The organism is Serinicoccus profundi (assembly GCF_008001015.1).
GTDB lineage: Bacteria > Actinomycetota > Actinomycetes > Actinomycetales > Dermatophilaceae > Ornithinicoccus > Ornithinicoccus profundi.
Map to the genome: position 1 here is coordinate 2197808 of NZ_CP042862.1, position 16954 is coordinate 2214761.

Annotated in this window: 14 protein-coding genes, 1 other RNA gene and 1 pseudogene; 5 read left to right on the top strand and 11 right to left on the bottom strand. The window is 71.8% G+C overall.

Features of this window, described 5'->3' with window-relative positions:
• Positions 1-52: 52 nt before the first annotated feature.
• From FA582_RS10175 to FA582_RS10190, 4 genes are read right to left on the bottom strand one after another with little or no spacing between them, the layout of a single operon-like run.
• Positions 53-1621, bottom strand: coding sequence for an ABC transporter ATP-binding protein (locus tag FA582_RS10175; protein ID WP_010147755.1), 1569 nt, complete (start codon positions 1619-1621; stop codon positions 53-55).
• Positions 1618-2493 (bottom strand): ABC transporter permease, encoded by an 876-nt coding sequence (locus tag FA582_RS10180; protein WP_010147756.1) that lies wholly within the window; start codon positions 2491-2493, stop codon positions 1618-1620. Before FA582_RS10180 ends, FA582_RS10175 begins: the two co-directional genes overlap by 4 nt.
• Positions 2486-3490, bottom strand: a complete 1005-nt coding sequence (locus tag FA582_RS10185) for an ABC transporter permease (RefSeq protein ID WP_051125158.1) — start codon at positions 3488-3490, stop codon at positions 2486-2488. The genes FA582_RS10180 and FA582_RS10185 overlap by 8 nt, the downstream gene beginning before the upstream one ends.
• The gene (locus FA582_RS10190; RefSeq protein WP_029540910.1) at positions 3487-5091 is read right to left on the bottom strand and encodes an ABC transporter substrate-binding protein; all 1605 of its coding nucleotides are present in this window, start codon (positions 5089-5091) and stop codon (positions 3487-3489) included. The genes FA582_RS10185 and FA582_RS10190 overlap by 4 nt, the downstream gene beginning before the upstream one ends.
• 65 nt (positions 5092-5156) lie before the next feature.
• Here FA582_RS10190 and trxA point away from each other — a divergent pair, with 65 nt between their 5' ends.
• Positions 5157-5540, top strand: a complete 384-nt coding sequence (gene trxA, locus FA582_RS10195) for a thioredoxin (protein WP_010147759.1) — start codon at positions 5157-5159, stop codon at positions 5538-5540.
• A gap of 72 nt (positions 5541-5612) precedes the next feature.
• Here the strand turns inward: trxA and FA582_RS10200 are convergent, their stop codons facing one another.
• The 3 genes from FA582_RS10200 to FA582_RS10210 form a co-directional block, all read right to left on the bottom strand.
• Positions 5613-6047: an SRPBCC family protein gene (locus tag FA582_RS10200; RefSeq protein ID WP_010147760.1), complete on the bottom strand. Its 435-nt coding sequence runs from the start codon at positions 6045-6047 to the stop codon at positions 5613-5615.
• Positions 6044-6385 (bottom strand): ArsR/SmtB family transcription factor, encoded by a 342-nt coding sequence (locus FA582_RS10205; protein WP_029540912.1) that lies wholly within the window; start codon positions 6383-6385, stop codon positions 6044-6046. Before FA582_RS10205 ends, FA582_RS10200 begins: the two co-directional genes overlap by 4 nt.
• Before the next feature lie 469 nt (positions 6386-6854).
• Positions 6855-7733 carry a metal ABC transporter permease gene (locus FA582_RS10210; protein ID WP_010147762.1) on the bottom strand — a complete coding sequence of 293 codons (879 nt, stop codon included), beginning with the start codon at positions 7731-7733 and terminating at the stop codon, positions 6855-6857.
• A gap of 238 nt (positions 7734-7971) precedes the next feature.
• Here FA582_RS10210 and FA582_RS10215 point away from each other — a divergent pair, with 238 nt between their 5' ends.
• Positions 7972-9753: a choice-of-anchor I family protein gene (locus FA582_RS10215; RefSeq protein WP_141567618.1), complete on the top strand. Its 1782-nt coding sequence runs from the start codon at positions 7972-7974 to the stop codon at positions 9751-9753.
• Positions 9754-9926: 173 nt separating this feature from the next.
• Here the strand turns inward: FA582_RS10215 and FA582_RS10220 are convergent.
• Positions 9927-10608, bottom strand: a pseudogene (locus FA582_RS10220) (winged helix-turn-helix domain-containing protein).
• A gap of 271 nt (positions 10609-10879) precedes the next feature.
• Between FA582_RS10220 and FA582_RS10225 the strand changes: the two are divergent.
• Positions 10880-12799: a metallophosphoesterase family protein gene (locus FA582_RS10225; RefSeq protein ID WP_237707515.1), complete on the top strand. Its 1920-nt coding sequence runs from the start codon at positions 10880-10882 to the stop codon at positions 12797-12799.
• A gap of 398 nt (positions 12800-13197) precedes the next feature.
• Here the strand turns inward: FA582_RS10225 and ssrA are convergent.
• Positions 13198-13565: a transfer-messenger RNA gene (gene ssrA / locus FA582_RS10230) on the bottom strand.
• A gap of 127 nt (positions 13566-13692) precedes the next feature.
• On the opposite strand from ssrA, the gene FA582_RS10235 reads away from it, so the two are divergent.
• The gene (locus tag FA582_RS10235) at positions 13693-14133 is read left to right on the top strand and encodes a hypothetical protein (protein WP_010147765.1); all 441 of its coding nucleotides are present in this window, start codon (positions 13693-13695) and stop codon (positions 14131-14133) included.
• Here the strand turns inward: FA582_RS10235 and smpB are convergent.
• Complete coding sequence (gene smpB / locus FA582_RS10240; RefSeq protein WP_010147767.1) at positions 14117-14593, bottom strand: SsrA-binding protein SmpB; 477 nt, start codon at positions 14591-14593, stop codon at positions 14117-14119. The genes FA582_RS10235 and smpB overlap by 17 nt on opposite strands.
• A 130-nt stretch (positions 14594-14723) precedes the next feature.
• Here smpB and FA582_RS10245 point away from each other — a divergent pair, with 130 nt between their 5' ends.
• Entirely contained in the window at positions 14724-15143 is a 420-nt protein-coding gene (locus FA582_RS10245; RefSeq protein ID WP_010147768.1) for a CBS domain-containing protein, read from the top strand.
• 86 nt (positions 15144-15229) lie between these two features.
• Here FA582_RS10245 and FA582_RS10250 read toward each other — a convergent pair whose 3' ends face one another.
• Positions 15230-16954: a M23 family metallopeptidase gene (locus FA582_RS10250; protein ID WP_010147769.1), complete on the bottom strand. Its 1725-nt coding sequence runs from the start codon at positions 16952-16954 to the stop codon at positions 15230-15232.

A 16954-nucleotide genomic window follows, 5' to 3' on the forward strand; every position in this document is an offset into this window, starting at 1 on the left:
ACCGGGCGCGCCGCCGCGCGCGAGGGTGGTCGGGAGGTCGGGGCGCCGGAGCTCACCACTGGACGACGACGTCGCACCAGGTGCGGAGCAGCTCCTCGTCGTGGGAGGCCACGAGGACCCCGCACCCCGTGCGGTGCTGGTGCTCGTGGACGGCACGGACGACCGCCCGGGCCGTCGCCGCGTCGACCATCGAGGTCGGCTCGTCGAGCAGCAGGTAGTCGGCCTCCAGCGCGAGCGCCCGGGCCAGCACCACCCGCTGCAGCTGGCCACCGGACACCTCGTCCGCCCGGCGGCCAGCCAGCTCGGGCGCGAGCCCCACGCAGTCCAGCAGCTCGGCGGCCGTGGTGTCGTCGACCGGCTGCCCCGCGAGCCGGGCGGGCTCGAGGAGTGTGCGGGCGAGCGTCCACCGGGGATCGACGCCCTGACGTGGGTCCTGGGGCACGAAGGCGATGCGTCTGCGTACCTCGGGGGGCACGGCATACCCCGTGCCGTGGATCGGCCGCCCGTCGAGGCGCACCTGGCCGTTCGAGGGGCGATGCAGCAGGGCAAGCGTGCGCAGCAGCGTGGTCTTGCCTGCCCCGGAGGGGGCCATGAGGCCCGTGGTGCGGTCCGGGCGGACGTGCAGGCTGACATGGTTGCGGACCAGCGTCCCGCGTCCGCGCCGCAGGGTGAGGTCGACCGCGGCGAGGCCGGGGCCGGGGACGGATTCGGCTTCGGGGCCGGCCGGGCGGTGCTCGGCGCGTACGGAGGCCGGCCGGTGTGAGGTCGGGTGCGGTGCGAGCAGGTGGGTGGCCCGACGGGCGCGGGCGACGACCTCCTGGACCGGGGCGCCGCCGCCGTCGCCGCGCGCGCGGCCGCCGTCCAGCTCGACGACGCCGTCGGCGACCTGCTCGGCCAGCCGCAGGTCGTGCGTCACGACGAGCACGGCGCGCCCCTCCTCGTGGGCCAGGGCGGCGAGACCCTCGGCCGCGGCGCGGGCGCGGGGCAGGTCCAGGCCGGTGGTCGGCTCGTCCGCCAGCACGAGACCCGGGTCACCGAGCAGGGCGAGCGCGTTGGACACCCGCTGCGCCTGCCCGCCGGAGAGCTGGGAGGGCAGTCGGCCCCACCACTCCCGCTCCACGTCGTGCCGCCGCATGCTCTGCGCCACGGTTCGGGAGACCCGCGACCGGGGCACGTGCACCCGGGCCTTCTCGGTGAGGTGGTGGCCCACGGTGAGGACCGGGGTGAGGGCGCTCACAGGGGCCTGGGGCAGCCAGGCCGCGACCCGGCCGCGCACCCGCTCGCGCGCAACTCCGCCGGGGTCCACGAGCTCCAGCGGTTCGGCATCGTCCTCGGTCCACCAGCCGTGACCGCGGACCAGCGACCCGGCGGGCAGCAGGCCCAGCAGCGCCGCGACGAGCGTCGACTTGCCCGCACCGCTGGGCCCGAGCAGCACGACCAGGCGGCCCCGCGGGACCTCCAGGTCGACCTGCTCCAGCACGGTGTGGTGCGCCCCGCGACCGTCGGGCAGCGCCACGCCGAGCCCGCTGACCCGCAGCCCCCCAGCGGACGGCGGTGCGCCGGCCGGTCCCGGCTCGGCGCGAGGGGCCGGGGCGGGGGCGGCATACCCATGGCCGCTCATGCCCGTCCCCTCGACTCCGGCCGCAGCCGCTCGGCGAGGGCGAAGACGACCAGGCTGAGCAGGACGAGCAGGAGGCCGGGCAGCACCGCCGGCCACCAGTGACCCGCGAGGACCGCCGTGCGCGACTGCTCGATGATCGTGCCGAGCGAGGCCTGGTCGTCGGGCAGCCCGAGACCGAGGAAGCTCAGGGCCGACTCGTGCATGATCGCGTGCGGCACCATGAGCACCGTCGCCAGCACGACCCTCCCAGCGACGTGCGCGAAGAGGTGCCGCGAGAGCACCCACCACCGGCCCGCGCCGGCCCCGACGGCCGCCTCGACGAAGCCCGCCCCCTGCAGCGCGAGCAGCTCGGCCCGCACCAGTCGCGCGGTCGTCGTCCAGTGGGTCAGGGCGACGCTGAGGACGACGCTGCTCAGCGACGGGCCGAGCAGGGCGACGATGACGATGCCGAGCACGAGGTGCGGCAACGCGTTGACGGCGTCCACCAGCCGCATGAGGGCGCCGTCGACGAGACCGCCGGCGCGGGAGGCGAGCGAGCCGGCGAGGCTGCCGACGACGACGCCGACCACGCTGGAGACCAGCGCCGCGACGAGCCCGACGAGCAGCGACACCCGCGCCCCGGCAAGGCTGCGGGCGAGCAGGTCCCGGCCGGCCTGGTCGGTGCCGAAGGGGTGGTGGGCGGAGGGCGGGAGGAAGGCCCGGGTGAAGTCGGCGCGCTGCGACTCGGCCCCAGCCCCGAGCAGCAGCACGACGACGGCCACGGCGAGCAGGGCGATCCACCATCGGCTCGCCGGCCGCCGCCCGGCCCGACGATCGGTCCCAGCCCAGGGGCGGGAGCGCTCAGCGCCGACGGTGCGCCACGGCTCAGCCATCGCGCTCCCCCACCCTCGGGTCGATGACGCGGTAGGCCACGTCGGCGGCGAGGTTGCCGAGCACGACGATGACGGTGGTGAGCACGGTGAGCGCGGCGAGCAGCGGGAAGTCGAGCCGCAGGGCGGAGTCGACCGTGGCGCTCGCGACGCCGGGCCAGGAGAAGACCGTCTCCACGAGGACGGCACCGGTGATGAGCTCGGGCACCCGCACCCCGAGCACCGTCACCAGGGGCAGCAGCGCGGGGCGCACCGCGTGCTGACGCAGCAGCGGTGCGGTGGGTATGCCGCGGGCCCAGGCCGCGCGGACCGGGAGCCCGGCGAGGGCGTCCCGGGTGGCGTCGCGGACCACGAGCCCGAACCACGGCAGCTGGGACAGCGCGAGCACGCAGACCGGCAGGACGGCGTGGCGCACCACGTCCGCCGCCTCGACCGCATCGGTCTCCGGTGCGGTCGCCCCGCCGGTCGGCAACCACTCGAGCCAGACGGCGAAGACCCACACGGCCACCAGCCCCAGCCAGAAGGGCGGCGCCGACTGGACCCCGAGCAGCCCGCCGCCCACCAGCCGGTCGGCCCACGATCCGGGTCGGGTGCCGGCGAGGCCACCGAGCACGATGCCGCCCACCACCGCGAGCACCAGGGCCACGGACATGAGGCCCAGGGTCCACGGGAGCCGCTGGCCGATGACGGCGGCGACGGGCAGTCGCTGGCTCGAGGAGACACCGAGGTCACCCTGCAGCGCGTTGCCCCACCAGGCGGCCCACTGCTGGACCGGACCGACCTCGGAGACCCGCGCACGCATGGCCTCCAGCGTCGGGCCATCCATCGTCAGCGCCCGCTCCCCCAGGGCGGCGAGCACCGGGTCGAAGGGGGTGCGCTGCGCGAGCGCGAACATCACCAGCGTGACGACCGCGACGAGCAGCGGCAGGAGCAGCAGCCGCCCCAGGACCAGGCGGCCGAGCGGGGCCGACACGTGGCGTGACCGAGCGGCGATGCTCATCCCGGGTCGGTCGTCCACGCCGGGAGGTTCCACCAGGGCCCGCCCTGGAGTCCGTGCTCGTGCGGTTCGACGAGCGGCACGTCATACCCCGACCACGTGTCTGCCCGGATGACGTAGTCGTGCTCGACGTAGGCGAGGAAGACCCAGGGCAGGTCCTGCGCCAGCTGCTCCTGGACCCGCGCATAGGCCGCCACCTGCGCCGCCTCCTCCTGCGCGGCGCGACCCTCCTCGAGGGCGGCGTCCATCTCCGGGGAGGAGTAGCCGCCCGGGTTGTCGAAACCCTGGAAGGCGCGGGAGGAGTGGAAGAGGGGGTAGGTCGACAGGTCGGCGTTGTAGGGGTTGCCGGTGCCGTAGACGAGGGCGTCGGTCGCCATGCGCGGCTCGATCGCCTCCCAGCTGAGCCCCTCCGGCTCGACCTCGATGCCGAGCTCGGCGGCCTGGGCCTGCACCTCGAGGGCGATGTTCTGGCGCAGCGTGTCGCCGGCGGGGTACATGAGCGTCAGGCTGGCGCGCTGCCCGTCCTGGACCCGTATGCCGTCGCTGCCGACGACCCAGCCGGCCTCGTCGAGGGCCTGCTCGGCGGCGCGCGGGTCGGCCTCGACCTCCAGGACGTCGGAGTACTCGGGCGCCTCCGGTGGGATCGGCCCGAAGGCCGGTCGTCCGGCCCCGGCCAGCGCGCCCTCCACGAGGGCCTCGCGGTCGAGCCCGGTATGCAGTGCAGCCCGGATGGCAGGATCGCCGCTCACCGGCCCCTCCTCCGGGAGCACGAGGGCGCGGAAGTCGGCGGTGTCGCGGCGGAGCACGTCGAAGGCCGGGTCTTCCGCGAAGCGCCCGAGCGCCTGGGTCGGCAGCAACGCGGCGTCGACCTCGCCAGAGGCGAGCCGGGCGGCACGCGCCGCGTCGTCGTCGACGAAAAGGAAGGTCGCGCTCGTGACCTCCGGCTGCGTCCCCCAGTAGTCGGGGTGGGACGTCAGGGTCAGCCGCTCCCCCGCCCGGTAGCTCTCGACCTCGTAGGGCCCGGTGCCGACGACGTCCTGCGGCGAGGTCGCGTCCACCGCGTCCGCGGGGAGGATGCCGAGGGTCGTGGCCGTCACGAAGGCGGACTGCGGGTGCTCCAGGGTGAAGCGCACCGCCAGGTCGTCCACCGCCTCGACCGTGTCGAGGGCCGTGAGGTCGGCGGCCACGGGCGAGGCGTTGCTGGGGTCGAGGGCGGCCTCGTAGGTCGCCACCACGTCCTCGGCGCGCAGGGGCTGCCCGTCGTGGAAGCGCACGCCCTCACGGAGGGTGAAGTCATACGTCAGTCCGTCGTCGGAGACCTCGGGCAGGTCCGCGGCGAGACCGGCCTCGGGCTCGAGGTCGACGCCCAGCCGGATCAGTCCCTCGACGACCTTGCCGTCGCCCCAGCGGGCATACCCGAGCACCGGGTTGAAGCTGTCGGGCTCCCCGCCGGTCGCGATGAGCACCTCCGACACCTCCCCCGAGGACTGCGCCCCTGCGTCACCGCCGGGCGTCGCCGTGGGATCCGTGCAGCCGACGAGGACGAGACCCGCGACCACCGCGGAGGAGGCCAGGACACCGGTTTTGTTGCGAAGCGTTCGCATGAAAGGACGGTAGCAGCCGCGTCGGGGGCAGGAAGAAGCCAGCACCGACCGGTGTTACACCGACCATGAGCACCGTAGACCTGACCGCCGACACCTTCGAGCAGACCGTCACCGGCAACGACATCGTGCTGGTCGACTGGTGGGCCGAGTGGTGCGGTCCGTGCAAGATGTTCGCGCCCAACTACGAGAAGGCCTCGGAGAAGTACGACGACGTCGTCTTCGGCAAGGTCGACACCGAGGACCAGCAGGCCCTCGCCGCGGGCGCCGGCATCTCCTCCATCCCGACGATCATGGCCTTCAAGGAGGGCGTGCTCGTCTTCCGCCAGTCCGGCGCCCTGCCGGCCCGCGACCTGGAGTCCGTCGTCGACCAGGTGCGCGACCTGGACATGGACGAGGTGCGCGCCAAGCTGGCCGCCGCCGAGCAGGAGCAGCCCGCCCAGCAGTCCTGACCCGCCCCACCGATCCGGCCCCGGCGTCCACGTGGACGCCGGGGCCGTCGCTGTGCACGAGCCCGCGTGGGGTTACGCCGCGCCGACGACCCTTCCGAGGTTGCCGAGGACGAACTCCCAGCCCGCTCGGTAGTCCGCGTGCCCACTGCCCGGCGTCCGGTGCCGGACCGTGACCCGGGTCCCGCTGCCGTGCTCGACCAGCTCGACCCGCACGGCGTCCTCGGTCCCCTCGCCGTCCCAGCGCCAGGTGAGCTCGAGGAGGTGCGGCTCGTCCAGCCGGACGACCTCACCCTCAACCCCCGTGCCGCCCTCCGCGCTGCGGGCCGACCACCGTCCTCCCCCTGCGGCCTCCATGACATAGACGGTGTCCGGCCAGTGCGGCCACCACCAGCGCGCCAGGCCCTCGGCAGTCGTCCACGCCACCCACACGTCGGCGATCGAGGCCGGCACGTCCTGGGTCACGACGAGCTCGGGGACGTCATGGGCTGCGGTGCGGTTCGTGGTCATGGTGAGTCCTCCGGTGTCGGTGATGGCGGTGGTGCCTCGAAGCTGTCGGCCAGGTGTCCCAGCTGGGACGTCCAGAACGTCCTCGTGCGATGGAGCCAGGCCTCGGTCTGCTCGAGGGCCTCCGGGCACAGGCTCACCGTGACGACCCTCCCGTGCTTGACCCGACGGACCAGACCCGCTTCCTCCAACACGCCGAGGTGCTTGAGCGTGGCCGGGAGACTGATCGAGATCTCCCGGGCCAGCTGGGAGACGGTGGCGTCGGTGGCGGACAACCGGCTGACCAGGTGCGCACGGTTGGCATCCCCGAGCGCCGCACAGACGGCCACATGGTTAACCATACAGATAAGTATATGGCTTCCCTTCGCGGCCCGCCACGGTCACGAGGTCGGTGGGCCGCGTCGGATCCAGACGACATCGACCCCCAGGTCCCGTGCTGCTGAACGGATCCTGGGGGTCGATGTGGCGACAACGCGCACAGTGTGAGACACGGTGGTGGAGGTGGCGGGAAACGCACCTAAACCGCCCTGACCTGGGAAGATGCGCGCCCGGTGCAGCGTGTGCCAGTTCTGTGACAGGCTCCGTGCGTGGATCTGGTCACTCCTGCACAGAGGCCCCGCAAGCCCGTACCAGTTATCCGCGAAATGGCGGGAGCACCCGTCCCGCTCCACCTTCTCGAGCACATCGTAGGTCAGTCGGCAGATCGTTGCCCTGTTGGTGGACCCCCCGAAAACTTGTTGGAACCGCGCAGGCTTACGCCGACATCAAGGCCTCCCCCTCAGGTTGACAACGACCGCGTCCTGACCTTCGCTACACGGAGGTGTTGGTCCCGTCCTCGCTCATGAGGGCTGCGTTCCGCCCTGCCGGGACCGTGTTGCGTGCCCGCCTGAGGTGCCGGCTGATGGCGGCGGCGAGGGCGGTGAGGCTGTAGGCGCTGAGCGCGGTGAGGGCGGTGGAGGAGCCGGTGGGAACGGCGGCGTGGTAGGCGATGAGGATGCCCGTGACGGCGCTGGCGGCGCCGATGGCGGAGGACACCCACAGCATGGACCGGTAGGAGTTCGTGACCTGAGCGGCCGTCGCGACCGGGATGACCATCATCGCGGAGATCAGCAGGAGCCCGATGGTGGACATCCCGGCGACCACCACGAGGGCTACCAGCACGGTCAACGCCATGACCAGTCCGGTGGTGGACACGCCGGAGGCGCGGGCCGCGGCCTCGTCGAAGGCCAGGGCCACGAGCTGCCTGTAGAGCAGCGCCAGCACGCCCGCGACCGCGATCGCGAGGGCGGCGACCGACCCGACCTGGCCCCAGGTCAGGTTGAGCGGGCTGCCGAAGAGCAGTCCGAGGATCTGGTTCTGCCCTCCGCCGCCGCGGGAGGCGAACAGGTAGCCGGCCGCGATGCCGCCGTAGAAGACCAGGGCGAGGGAGAGGTCCCCGCCGGCGGGACCGCGGGAGAGGCGCACCAGCGCGAGCTCGGCCAGCGCGGTGAGCACGAGGGCACCGATGAGAGGGTTCAGGCCGGCGAGAAAGGCAAGGCCCACCCCGGCGAAGGCGACGAGTCCCATCCCGTCGCCGATGAGCGCCTGGCGGCGCTGGACGATGAAGGCGCCGACCAGCGGGGCCACGGCGGCGATGATCGTCGAGGCGACCGGGGCGCGCTGCGTGAAACCGAACTCCAGGGCCTCCATCACACGCCCTCCGCAAGTTGTTGGGGCCCGGCCCGGTGGTGCAGCCGCCCGGCAGCGACCTCGACGACGTCGGTGGCCAGCTCAGCCCGAGGACTAGGCAGATCAGATGTCACCCATCGGTGCAGCAGTCCCCCACGAGCAGCCCAGGGGTCTTCTTGCCCGAGTCACCACGTGGTGGACCGATCGTGTTCACTTCGGCGTCACCTGGTGTGGGTGCGCGCCTCCTACCGTCCGTGGCGTGACTTCCACCTCCTCCCGCAACCTCCGCAACCGTGTTGTCCGCTCGACGCTCGTCGTCTGTCTTGCCTGCGGGCTGGCTGCTGCCCCGGCCATGGCCGGGGTCGTGCCCGAGCCGGTACGCCACTCCGCACCGGACGCCGCCTTCACCCTCGACCCGGTCGGCACCTTCGAGACCGGTGTGTTCGACGAGTCCGCGGCCGAGATCGTGGCCTGGTACCCCGGCGGGCAGCGCGCCCTGGTCGTGAACGCCCAGGGCGGCATGGTCGACGTGCTGGACGCCGCCGACGCGACAAGCCCGGTCAAGGTCGCTGAGATCTCCGCCGCAGGGCTCGTGGCCGCCGACGGATCCGTGGTGCCGAACGGCACCGTCGCCAACTCGGTCGCCGTCCGTCCCGACGGGCTCGCGGTCGTGGCCCTGGAGGCGCCGCAGAAGAGCGGAGACGGCTGGTTGTTGGTCGTGGACGTGCGGTCGCCAGAGCCGCGGGCAGTGGGGGCCTACCGAGTGGGGGCTCTGCCGGACATGGTGACCCTGACCCCGCGCGGTGACCGTGCGCTCGTCGCCAACGAGGGTGAGCCGACGGACGACTACAGCGTCGACCCGGAGGGCACCATCTCCGTCGTGACCCTCCCGAAGCAGCTGACCGAGCGCGGCCGCTCGGCGCAGCACGGGACGGCCGCGATCATCCAGGACGCGGTGGCCACCGCCGACTTCCGCGCCTTCGAGGGCGACGCCCTCCCCGAGGGTGTCCGCGTCTTCGGCGGACGGGATGACGCCGGCACCGGTTCCCCGGAGTTCCCCGTGTCGGAGAACCTAGAGCCGGAGTACGTCACCGTCTCCAAGGACGGCCGTACCGCGTGGGTGTCGCTGCAGGAGGCCAACGCCCTGGCCGTCCTGGACGTACAAAGCGCGACCGTGACCGACCTGCTGCCGCTGGGAACGGTAGACCGCAGGGAGGTCGCCTTCGACCCCTCCGACCGCGACGGCGGCATCAACCTCGGCACCTGGCCGGTCCAGGGCTTCCGGCTGCCGGATGCGATCGACTCCTACCGGGTGCGCGGCACCGACTACGTCGTCACCGCCAACGAAGGCGACGCCCGCGACTACGACGCCTACTCCGAAGAGGCGCGGGTCAAGGACCTGGGCCAGGACGGCATACCCCCCATCTGCGACGGCGTCGCTGAGCAGGCGGGCATGAGTGTGGAGCAGCTGCAGGCCGACGAGAACCTCGGACGTCTCAACATCACCCTGGCCCAGGGCCTGGACGAGGGGGCCGGCTGCTACGCCGAGCTGTTCACCTACGGGACCCGTGGCTTCTCGATCGTCGACGGTGAGGGTGCGCTCGTGTTCGACTCCGGTTCCCAGTTCGAGCAGATCATCGCCGAGGCGGTCCCGGACTTCTTCAACTCCAACCACTCCGAGACCAACCTCGAGGGCCGTTCCGATGACAAGGGCCCCGAGCCCGAGGGCGTCGTCCTGGGTGAGGTCGACGGTCGGACCTACGCGTTCATCGGCCTGGAGCGCATCGGCGGTGTCATGGTCTACGACGTCACCGAGCCCGCGCAGGCCGCCTTCGTCACCTACGCCAACAACCGCGACTTCTCGGTCTCGGTCGAGGACGCCGAGGACGTCGACACTGCGCTGGCCGCGGCCGGTGACCTCGGCGCCGAGGGCCTGGCCTTCGTCCCGGCTGATCAGTCGCCCACAGGGGCACCCCTGGTCATCGTCGGCAACGAGGTGTCCGGGACGACGACCTTCTTCGAGGTCACCGACCTGCGGTGAGCCCTGGCGGTGGGCCAGGCCGCGCCCCCTTGTCCGGGTGGCCTGGCCCGCCGGGGACGGTGCTGACCGAGACGATCGGGGCTGCCGCACCGGATCGCCACCTGTTCTCTTCCCGCCCCAGGGAACGGTGGCTCGCGCCTCTGGTCGGAGAAGGACGCTTTCCGGTGCTTCTTTCAGTGGCTGGCGAACGTGTAGCCCGGGCCCCGCACGGTGACGATGTGCCGCGGTGCGGCGGGGTCGGGCTCGATCTTGGCGCGCAGGCGCTTGATGTGGACGTCGAGGGTCTTGGTGTCGCCGACGTAGTCGCTGCCCCATACCGGTCGATGAGCTGGCTGCGGGTGAGCACCCGATCGGCGTTGCGCAGCAGCGTCTCCAGCAGGTGGAACTCTCGCAACGGCATCAACACCTGCTCCCCGTGGACGTGCACGGTGTGGCCTTCGACGTCGATCCGCACCGGGCCGGCCTCGATGGTTGCGGGGCTGAGGTCCTCGGGCTCGGCCAGCCGGCGCAGCACCGCCTTGACCCGTGCGGGCAGCTCGCGGGCTGAGTAGGGCTTGGTGACGTAGTCATCCGCCCCCAGCTCCAGCGCGACAACCTTCTCGATCCCGGAGTCCTCGGCCGTGAGCATGATGACGGGCACGCCCGAACGCTGCCGCAGGCCGCGGAGGACGTCCACGCCGGGCAATCCAGGCAGCATCAGGTCCAGCAGCACCAGGTCCGCCCGTTGCGGTCGAACCGGGCCAGGGCCTCGGGACCGGTGGCGGCGACGTCGACGTCATACCCCTCCCGCCGGAGGACATAGGACAGGGGGTCCGAGAAGGACTCCTCGTCCTCCACGACGAGAAGCCGGGTCACAGCTGTCGCCAACGTCGAAGAGCCCTTGCTGCACCCTGCGATGCTCGAGCCCCACCCCTTCAGCGGTGTAACCACCGGTTGGGTCCTGGCCTCTGCCACGGCCCCTCGGCCCACCCGTTCCTCGCGCCAGCAGACGTCCGCGCCCGGAGGCCAAGCGAGCACCCGGGCTGCCGCGGACCGTTCACGCCTGGTTGACCTGCAGGTTCCGGGGTGTCCATCCCGCCGGCGCACAGTGACGCCGCAAGCCTCTCCCCTGCTCAAGGAGTCACTCGTGCCACGTCCGCTCGCTCCTGCCCTGGCCGCCCTGGCCGCCGCCACGACGCTTGGCGCTCTGGCCGCAGCTCCCGCCGGTGCGCTGGCGCCCATGACGCCGCTGCCCTCGGCGGGCAGCTCGCCCGTCGCTGCCCAGCCCGGCTTCCGGGTGCTGCCCTACCTGCAGAACCCCTCCTCGGACTCGATGACGATCGTGTGGGTCGGTGAGCTCGACACCGCCGGGACCGTCACGGTGCGCGGCCCCGGCATCGGGACGCGGACGCTGACCAGCGACCCGCGTCACCTGGACCTGATGGAGTACTCCGACGCCGAGCTGGCCCAGTCGATCCCCGGTCTGGAGCAGGGCTCCTGGCTGCTCTCCGACAACAACTACCAGCACGTCGTCGAAGTCGAGGGCCTCAAGGCCGGCAAGACCTACAAGTACACCGTCACCCAAGACGGGGTCGAGCACGAGGCCACCTTCTCCACCGCCCCCGACGCCCAGCGGTGGCAGGACGTGCGCATCGTCGCCTTCTCCGACACCGAGACCGAGCCCTACGGCCGCATCGAGCACCGCGAGTGGGAGATCGCCCACGCCGGCTACGCCGACGGCTCGGTGCAGCGGCCCGGGACCGACTCGGTCTGGGCGGACAAGTACGGCACCGCGGTGCGGTACGGGCAGGAGCTGGTGCGCTATCCGATGAACCAGGCGCAGGCGCTGGACGCCAACCTCGACACGATCGCCGCGCAGGACCCCGACCTGCTCATGATCGCCGGCGACCTGGCCCAGGGATCCGGCTACCAGCCGGCATGGGACGAGTTCTGGCGCCACTTCGCCGGCGAGTTCGGCACCCTGGCCTCCACCGTCCCGCTGGTCACCGCCCTGGGCAACTGGGAGACCTACGCCGGGATCAGCGGCGGCTACGGCACCCCCACCGACCGCACCCCGCCCGTGGTGGCCCGCAACCGCTACCACGACTACATGATCACCCCCGGGGACCCGCACAACACCCGTTTCAAGGACTCCTACTACCGCCTCGACCACGGCCCGGTCACCATCCTGACCCTGGACTCCACCAACGGGGTGCCGGACGAGAATACCCGCACCGGGCAGCTCTCCGGCGAGGTCTTCTCCGGCGACGACACCAACCTCACCCCCGAGCGGATGTCCACCGACACCCAGGGAGAGATCGCGGCACCGGAGTACGACGCCACGTTCGCCGACGTGTTCGGCACCGACCCCGCGCAGAGCGACCTGCCCAACCTCACCCCCGGCGGTGAGCAGTGGGACTGGGCTCGCGAGCAGCTTGCCAACGCCCGCGCTCAGGGGCAGGTGATCCTGGTGCAGTTCCACCACGCCGCCTACTCCAGCGGCGTGCACGGCACCCCGCCCAACCACGAGCACGCCGACAACCAGTCCGGTGTGGCGATGCGCGCCTACACCCCGATGTTCGAGGAGTACGGCGTCGCCGCCGTGATCAGCGGCCACGACGAGATGTTCGAACGCTCCCTCGTCGACAGCGACGGTGACGGGGTTGGGGTGCAGGTCTACGACGTCGGCGTGGCCGCCGACGGGCTGCGCGGCGAGCAGCTCTACCGGACCCAGGACGGACAGTGGGAGCCGATCCGCTTCAACACCCACTCACAGTGGATGGCCGCCAAGGATGAGCCCGAGCTCTGGGAGAACGACGAGAACGGCCAACCCCGCCTCCTCGACGGCGGCCTGCACTACGGACACCTGCAGATGGACCTGCGACGCACCCGCTGCGGCTCCGAGCTGACCTTCACCCCGGTCTACCTCTTCCCCCTCATGGACCAGGACTACGAGGTGACCGGCACCGAGCGCCGCGTCTACGACGACGTCCTCACCCTCGACATTGACGCCGACGGCCGCGTCGTGCAGGACAACAGCTGCACCGGAAACGCCCACCGGCCCTGACCTCAGGGCCGCTCGGCGGTCAACTGGCGAGACAAGCCACGCTCCGGCCGCATAGGCGCCCACCGTCCCGTCCGGGATGGTGGGCGCTCCGGTCCGCAACAGATCTACACCATCCGCGACGTCAGGGCCTTGTGTCGTCGGTACGCGCGAACGCCCTCCTTGTCGCTGCGATCCACGCCGGCAGCGCGTGCACGGGCCCGTCGGGTTCTATGACGCGCGAGTTACCCACCGCGCCCAGAGCATGATCCTGTGACAGCTGCGTGCCAGATCCGTCAGTGGGAACCTGCGCTTTGGTCTCTTTAGCCACATCCACGCGACCCCTGCGCATGGCCCAGGATCCGCGTCGTTGCACGGATTGTCGGCGCCGCCGAGGCGGTACTGCACAGCGTGAGACACGGTGGTGGAGGTGGCGGGAATCGAACCCGCGTCCGTTGCCGGGAAACCAGGGCTTCTCCGGGTGCAGTGCGCTAGGGATTTTCTCGGCCCCAGGGCTCGCGCGCACACGTTCCCTGACAGGCCCAGTCGAGTTGGAGTCCCACGTGATCCCCCGACACAGATCACGCAGCAAGTCATCTAGATGATGCCAGGATCTGAGCCGATGACGAGCTCAGGCTGACAGACTTCGGGCTCGCTCAGGCGGCGAGGGCGAAGTCGCTGCGCTTGGAATTGGCAGCTATTGGTTTCGCAAGGAGCGTTGACGAGATGACCTTGCATCCTCGACCCGCTTCCCCTGAAGTGCCGAACAACGTCGAAACCGATCACCCCCATGGGGGTGTCTCACACTGTGCAGTTGTCAACCAGCCCCACGAGGTGCGGGGCCACTCATCTGAGTCTACGTGGTCAACGGCTCGGCCACCACGGAGATTCCCGACCCGTGTGACAGGCTGCCGCCCATGAGCTACCCCGGTGCCCCCACCCACGACCCGAACGACGCGGCGGCGCTGCGCCCGTTGACGATCCTCGTGTCCGCGATGGCCGGCGGCCTGGTGATGCTGGCGGTCGTCCTGGCCCTGGTCGGCGCTCAGCTGGAGACCCCGGAGACCTGGATGCTGCTCGTCGTGGGCGTCACGACGATCGGCGCCTGGGCGTTGGCGCTGGGTTCCCCGGTGCCGAAGGTGGCGCAGAGTATGCCGCTGGCCGCGCAGGTGCGGCCGCTCGTCGTGCTGCGCGCCGCGGCGCTGGAGGCCCCCGCGATCATCGGCCTGGTCCTGGCCTTCATGAGCCAGCCGATCAACCTGCTCGTCTACGTGCTGCCCGCGCTCTTCTCCGTTGCCGGGCTGCTGCTCTTCGCGCGCCCGTCGGTCGTGGCCCAGCGGGTCAGCCGTGGCGCTTGAGGTGGGCTGACATCGCCCGGTCGGCCTCGCGCCGGTCCTGCCGCTCGCGCAGCGTCTGCCGCTTGTCGTGCAGCTTCTTGCCCTTGGCGAGCGCGATCTCGACCTTGGCCCGTCCGTCGACGAAGTAGAGCGACAACGGCACGATCGTGTGCCCGGCCTGCTCGGCCTTGGCGACCATCTTCTCGATCTGCTCACGGTGCAGGAGCAGCTTGCGACGGCGACGGGCGGTGTGGTTGGTCCACGTCCCCTGGGTGTACTCCGGGATGTGCACCCCTTCGAGGTACAGCTCCCCGCCGTACTCCACGGCATACCCGTCGGTGAGGGTCGCGCGACCCATCCGCAGCGACTTCACCTCGGTCCCGGTCAGCACGAGGCCGGCCTCGACGGTGTCCTCGATGAGGTATTCGTGTCGGGCCTTCTTGTTGCTGGCGATGAGCTTGCGTCCGGTCTCCTTGGGCATGGCCGGTCAAGTCTAGGCGAGAGATCGACGAAGCTCACACGGGTTTGCTCCCGCGCCCCCTGAGTTGCCGCCCCAGAGGACCCGGGGCAGGGTGGGGGCGATCCATCCACGAGAGCTCGAGGAGTGAGAGATGACCACAGCGCGCGAGATCATGACCCCCCAGGCCTACACGGTGAGCGACAGCGCCTCCCTGGTGGAGGCCGCCACCCTGATGCGCGACCACGGTGTCGGAGCCCTGCCGGTGGTGTCCTCCGACGGGGCGCTGACCGGCATCATCACCGACCGCGACATCGTCGTCAGCGGCGTCGCCGCATCGCACGACGTCGGCGCCGTCGCGGTCGGCACGGTCACCCAGGGCATCGTGTCGACGGTCTCCCCTGACGAGGACGTCGACCGGGTGGTCCGCGTCATGGGCGACCAGCAGATCAAGCGCCTCGTGGTCGTCGAGGGTCACGAGATCCTCGGCATGATCAGCGAGTCCGACCTCGCGCGCACGGTCGAGGAGGACAAGATCGTCGACTTCGTCAAGCAGGTCTACGGCCGCAGCTGACCGGCGGCTTCACGACGCGACGGCGCCCGGTGCCCCTTCTCGGGTCACCGGGCGCCGTCGTGACAGGGTGAGGCCTCAGACCGTCGTCACAGCCACGTCCGCGGGTTGACCGGCGTGCCGTTCTCCCGCGTCTCGAAGTGCAGGTGGCAGCCGGTCGAGGCGCCCGTCGTGCCGACATACCCGAGCAGCTGACCCCGGCTCACCGACTGCCCGGGTGACACCACGGCAGGGCTCTGGAAGTGCAGGTAGCTCGTGGTGAGGTTGACGCCGCGCTGCACCCCGTGGTCGACGATGACCATGTTGCCGCCGCCGGCGTCGAAGCCTGCGCTGTAGACGACCCCGTCGGCCGCCGCGACGACCGGCGTGCCGCACCCGGGCCCGTAGTCCATCCCCGCGTGCAGGCGCCACGTCTGGAAGACGGGATGGAAGCGGTTGCCGAACTCGCTGGTGATGGGGCCGCTCGTCGGGGCGGAGAGGATGCCGGTGGACGCCTCCTCCGCGGCTCGCTGCTCCCGCTCTGCCTCTCGGGAGGCGCGCTCCTGCTCGGCCTCCCGCGCCGCGGCCTCACGTGCAGCGGCGTCACGGGCGGCCTGGGCGGCTGCCGCGGCCTCGGCCTCCGCAGCCTCCGCACGTCGGGCCGCCTCCGCAGCCGCCGCCTCGTCCCGCAGTCGCTGGGCCTCGGCCTCTGCGGCCCGCTGCCGTTGGGCCTCCCGCTCGGCAGCCCGCTGACGTGCGGCCTCCTCCTCGGCCGCGCGCTGGGCGGCGGCCTCGGCCGCAGCCTGCCGACGGGCCTCCTCCTCCGCCTTGCGGCGAGCCTCCTCCTCGGCCTTGCGGCGCGCCTCCTCGATCCGCTCGAGCTCGGCCTGCTCCGCGGCCTTGAGGCCCTTCTTGGTCTGGGCGAGCTCAGCCAGCTCGGCCTCGAGCGCCTCGGAGCGCTCCTGCTCGGCCGCGAGCGAGGTCTCGATCTTGGCCTTCTCGGTCTCGAGGTCGGCCTTGGCCTGCTGCTGCTGCGCCTCCAGGTCCTCGAGCTCGACCTTAGCGGCGTCGGCCGCGGCCCGCGCCTGCTCCTTGGCGACGACGTTGGCCTCGGCCTTGGCGAGCAGGTAGTCGATGTCCGAGCGCACCCCCACCAGCCGGTCCTGCTCGGCCACCTGCTCGGCCTCCTGGGTCGCGAGCTGGCGCATCTGCTGGTCCTGCACGCGCAGCACCGTGCGCGCCATCGACATCTGGTCGACGGCGTCCGCCTCGCCCGAGAGGAGCTCGAGCGTCGTGGCGAGCGAGCCCATACCCCCGTGCTTGTAGCTCTGTCGCGCGATGGCGCCGACGGTGGCCGCGGTGTCCTCCTGGTCGGCGGAGACCTGGTCGAGCGACTCCTCGATCTGCGCCTCGTTCTCCCGGGCGAGGGCGAGCTCGCCGTCGATCCGCTCAGTCTCCGCCTCGGCGTCCGCGAGGTCGAGCTCGGCCTCCTCGAGCACGATGCGTGCCTGGTTGACCTGAGCCGTGGTCTCCCGCAGCCGCTCGTCCGCGGCGACCAGCTCGGCGCTGGTGTGCTCCAGGTGCTCGCCCAGCTCCTGCGCCTGCTGCTCCGAGCTCTCGCGGTCCGCGCTGGTCCGCTTCTGCTCGTCATCGACGCTGCTCAGCCGGTCCCGGATGTCGTCGAGCTCGCCGGAGGCCAGCGCCGGGGTCGCCACGCCGATCGCACCGACGAGGGCCAGCGCCAGGGCACGGCGCAGGCGTGGACGGTATGCCGGCCCTGACCTCGCGCCGTCCGTCTCGCCTCGCCCGGTGCCGGGTCGGGGGTTTCTCACCAT